At 75.0% G+C, this 4,841-nt stretch carries 1 protein-coding gene and 1 pseudogene; both read right to left on the bottom strand.

The window, feature by feature from the left end; genetic code table 11:
* A pseudogene (locus G5C65_RS31215) lies at nt 1-455 on the bottom strand (hypothetical protein); the annotation flags it as partial.
* Nucleotides 452-4,841, bottom strand: a 4,390-nt coding sequence (locus G5C65_RS31210) for an alpha-(1->3)-arabinofuranosyltransferase domain-containing protein (protein WP_165302405.1), incomplete at its 5' end; no start/stop codon positions are given. The pseudogene G5C65_RS31215 and the gene G5C65_RS31210, both read right to left, overlap by 4 nt.

Below are 4,841 nucleotides of genomic sequence, written 5' to 3'. Positions count from 1 at the left end.
CGGGAGGGGTTTCCGGCTGCCTTGCCGGTGGCGTCCCCGTCCCGTCCGGCGTGCGGGAGGGGCGTGTGCGGCGGCGGCGCGTCGCCGGGCGCTCCCGGCTCCTGTGCGGTGCCGTCCGAGGTGCTCGCGGACCGTGTGCCGCCGTCCGCGCCGCGGCCCGGAGCGGTCCCGCCGGCGCCCCGCGCGGTGGAACCGCCGGACGCGGTGTGCGGCGACGGGGCGTGCGGCGCCGGGGTGCCGTCCTGGGTGCTGTCGGCGGTGGAGCCCCGTGGACCGCCGTCCGCGCCGCCGTGCGGCGGCGCGGCGTCGGGCCGGGTGGGCCCGGCGTCCGGCGCGTGGGCGCTGGGGGCCGGGGGTGCGCCGTCCGCCCTCGGCGCTGCGCGCCGCGCGGCGGGGGCCGGGGTCTCCGGGCCCGCCGCTGTCGCGTCCTCGGCGCGCTGGTGCGGTGCCGTCATGGGCTGGGTTCCTCCCCCGGCGCGTGCTTGGTCATGTCCGGCTTGCTCATGTCCGGCCGGGTCGCGTCCGGCCGGTCCGGCCCGGACGGCTCCTGCGGCGTCGGCGGGGTCTCGGGCCGGGCCGGTGGCGCCGACGGCGCCTGGGGCGGCGTCCACGGCGGCGTGGGCGGCTCCTGCGGCCAGGACTCCTGCGGCCCGGACTCCTGCCGGCCGGACTCCGGTGGCCCGAACTCCGATGGGCGCGGCCCGAATCCGGACGGGTCCGGGCCCGGGTCCGCGGCCGCAGCGGGCGCGGGCTGCGGTGCGCGCTCCCGCCGGGGCAGCGTCACCAGCGCGGCGGCCAGCGCCAGCAGGGCGAGCGCCTGCGCGGCGTGCCCGAAGGCGCCCTGCCCCTCGGACGCGGGGTCGCCCGCGCCGACCGCGGCGATGACGCCCGCCGCCGCCATGGACAGCAGCGCGAGCGGCGCCAGCAGCCGGGACCAGAAGTAGGCCAGCGCCGCGAGCGCCGGCACGATCAGCGCGTACGGGCCCGCCACCAGCGCGACGACCAGGGTGAGCACCCCGGTGCCGAGCACCGCGCCCGGCTGCGGGGCCGGGGTGTCGTCCGCGCCGAGCGGCCGGCCGCCGCGCATCCGGACGAACGCCAGGCCGAGCAGGAGGAGGATGCCGGCAGCTGCCGCGAACAGCCCGGTCTTGTACCAGGCGGCGGGCTCGTACTCCAGCTTGACGGTGCCCTCCTCGCCGGCCGGGACCAGGAAGCCCTGCTGCCAGCCGTCGAGCCGGACGGAGGCCAGCTCCTTGCCGTTGAGGGTGGCCTTCCAGCCGTCGTTGGCGTTCTCGTGCGTCTGCAGGTACGAGGCGGGGCCGTCGGCGACCTCGACGGTGCGCTTGTCGCCCTTCCAGTCGTGGGTGACGCTCTCCCGCGCGGAGCGGGAGGTGCCGGAGCGGCCGGCCGCTCCGCTGTCGCCGCTGCCCAGGGTGACGTCGGTGACCGCCAGCGGGCCCGATTCGCCCGCCTCCACGGTGTGCGTGCCCGCGTCGAGCCCCAGGCTTCCGTCCTCCGCGCCGTCGGCGCACAGCTCGACGTCGATCGGGCGCCGTTCGGTCAGGTCCCGCACCCGGCCGCTGGCCTTGGTGGCGTGCAGGGTGCCGTCGATGGAGAGCATCGGGCCCTTGCCGCAGGGAAGTTCGAACTTCCGCCGGGGTCCGGGCGCGGGGACGCGGAACTCGTCGAGCTCGGGAAGGTAGACCTCGCTGAGCCCCACGGGCAGTTGGAGGTTGCGGTCGGCGACCGGGTTGAACACGGTGAGCTGCTTCGTCTTGGTGACGGTGATGGTCAGCCGGTCGGTCTCGATGGGCTCGAAGCGGGCCCAGCCGTTCTTGTCCACGGCCGCCGTGGTGGCGCCGTCCGGGGAGCTGATCCGGATCTCGTCCGGCGCCGAGGAGATGCCCCCGGCGGGGGACAGCACCATCTCGCTGATCTCCTTCTTCTCCGGCCAGCGCAGCGTGATCGTCGGTTTGTCCCCGGCGATCCAGGCGGTGGTCAGGCTCTGGTCCACCAGGTTGCGCCCGCCGAGGGTGCCGCCGAGCTTGGCCGTGGAGGACACCGAGGCCCGGATGCGGTCCCGCGAGCCGGGGGCCACCTCGTCCAGCATGCGGTCCAGTTCGCGGCCCGGCACCGGGACCGCCCGCGCGCGCACGTCGTAGTCGCCGGACGCGTCGGTGCTGAACTGGCGGTGCAGGCCGACCTCCGCGTCGGCGGAGTTCAGGCCGCCGGGGTCGTCGCCCCGGTGCAGCGAGATCAGTTCGCTGTCCGCGCTGTCCGAGCCGCCGCGCGGCGCGTCGGACGGCAGCTTCAGCATCCGCGTCACCTGTACATCGGGGACGGAGATCTCGGCGAAGCCCGCTCCGGACACCCCGGAGGCGGGCATCTGGGTGTCGAGGATGGTGAGCTTCAGCCAGCGCGCCGCCCCCTTGACCGCCGCCACCTGCTGCTTCTTGCCGGTGGTGCGCAGGGCGCTGGTCTTGCTGCCGTGGTTGGTCTCGACCCGCACCCGGGTGGGCGCGGCGCGTGTCGTGTCGCCCGCCAGCGGGGTGACGTCCAGCGTGGCGGGGATGTCCACCGTGCCGTTGAAGTCGATACGGATCCACTGCCCGTTCGGGTCGCCCGCCGAACCCTCCGTCCAGGCGGTGTCCGGATTTCCGTCGAAGGCGCGGGCCGGCTCGAACTGCGGCTGGTGGAAGAACCAGTTGCCGCTGCTGGAGGCCGTCACCGACTTCGCGCCGCGCAGCACCGACACCGTCTGGTGGCCCGCGCCCTTGGTGGGCAGGATCTGCTTCGGCTTGTCACCGGGCTGCTGCACGCTGTCCGGGTGGTTCCGCTCGTTCGCGGTGTAGGTGTACGAGGTGTTGTTGTTCACCAGGCCGAAGCGGGTGTCGGCGCGGCGCAGTCCGTCGGCGTTCACCTGGAGGTCCGGCGCGGAGATGCCGGGGTGGTTGTCGCCGGTCAGCACCGTCGGGCGGCCCTTGATCCGGCGGTCGCCCGCGAGCGGCAGCAGCGCCTCGGGGCCGCCGCTGACCTGCGCGGTCCGGGACACCGGCTGGAGCTCCACGTCCTGGGGGCGCTGGACGCCCGTGGGCTCGTAGATGTCGACGGCGCGCTCGCTGGGGTAGAGCCCGGCCACCTGGACCGGTGTGCGGGCCGGGATGCGTCCGCCGGTCACCTTCGGCCCGAAGGACTTCACCTTGCGGTAGCCGGACGCCTCCAGTGTCTGCTTGACGGTCTGCGGCGGCACATAGCCCAGCTGGTCGGGGTCGAGGTCGTTGCGGACCACCACGTCGTACAGCCCGGCGCGGGCCAGGAAGTCGGCGAGCCCCGGCACTTCGCCGCCGGTGGTCAGCGCCTGCTCGACCGCGTCGGTGGCGCGGCGGTTGCCGGGGGTGCCGAACGGCACGTAGTCGCGCTGCGCCCAGGGCGACTTGGCGAGCACGTCGAGCGGCTGGTCGACGGGGGAGCCCCAGGTGTAGATGCCGTGCGCGGTGGCGGGGGTGACGTAGGCGCGGGTGTGCGGGGAGTGCTCCTCCAGCCAGTCGGCCGTCTGCTCCCAGTGCTTGGGCAGCTTCTTGAACGCTCCGGTCTGCAGGATGTCGCCGTTCGCGTACGGCAGCAGCAGGCCGGGCAGTACGACCAGCGCGGCCACCCACGGCAGCAGGCGGCGGACCGGCAGCGGCCGGGCGCCGTCCGTGCTGACCAGCACACCGACCAGATGGACGATGCCCAGGGCGAGCGCCAGGGCGAGCCCCGGCTGGAACTTGTAGATGTTGCGGAACGGCCGCAGCGTGCCGTCCAGCCAGCCCTGGACGTCCCCGGCGAACGGCGCGCCCAGCGAGCCGCCGTAGCCCGCCAGCATGATCCCGGTGACGGTCACCGCGGTCAGCAGCAGCCAGCGGCGCTCCGGCAGGTCGCGCCGCGCCAGTCCGGCCAGCCCCAGCGCGGCGGCGAACGCGCCGCCCAGGATGGCCAGCCAGCTGGCGGCCACCGTCCAGCCGGCGGGCAGCCAGGAGTCGCCGTAGTGCAGATACGCCGTCCAGTTGCCGCCGCCGCGCAGCATCTCGGTGGCCGACATGGTGTCGGTCGTCGTCTTGGCGGTCTCCACGTACGGCATGAAGTCCTCGCCGTACGCGCCGAGCAGCAGCAGCGGGACCCACCACCAGATGGTGGCCAGGATGACGCCGGGCAGCCACCAGGCGAGCAGGGTGCGGCGCCTGCGCCCCGTACGGCTGCACACGTACAGCAGCGCGGGCAGCAGCGCGGCCAGTGTGGAGGCGGCGTTCACCCCGCCCATGAAGGGGATGGCCAGGGCCGAGCGGGCCGCGGCCACCCGCGGCGAGACGGCCGCCGAGGCCAGCGGCAGCAGCACCCACGGCAGCACGGCGCCGGGCAGCGCGGCGGCCGAGGTGGAGCCGATGACGATGGTGTAGGTGGGCCACAGGGCGTACACGGCGGCGCCGAACAGCCGGGACGGCGCGGTGCCCGCCCCGAACCGCTCGGCGAGCCGCAGGGCGCCCCAGAAGGCCGCCGCGATGATGAGCGACATCCACAGCCGCTCGGCGAGCCAGGTGGGTATCTGCAGCAGGTCCGTCAGCCCGTAGTACGGCAGCGAGGGGAAGAGGTAGCCGGCGTACTGGTCGGCGATCCCGCCGAAGCCGCCCCGGTCGTGCCACAGCTGCCCCAGGTCGCCCAGGAACTGCCACGGGTCGGTGGCGACGCCGAGCTTGGTCTCGAACGTCATCTTCCCCGGCGACTTGGCGAGGAACGCGACGAAGACGACCGCCCAGAAGCCGATGAGCCAGCGCCGGCCGTGCGGTCGCTCCGGAGGGGGAGCG

This window comes from Streptomyces boncukensis, assembly GCF_011045075.1.
In the GTDB taxonomy this organism is placed as follows: Bacteria; Actinomycetota; Actinomycetes; order Streptomycetales; family Streptomycetaceae; genus Streptomyces; species Streptomyces boncukensis.
This window is presented reverse-complemented; position numbering and strand designations above follow the sequence as displayed.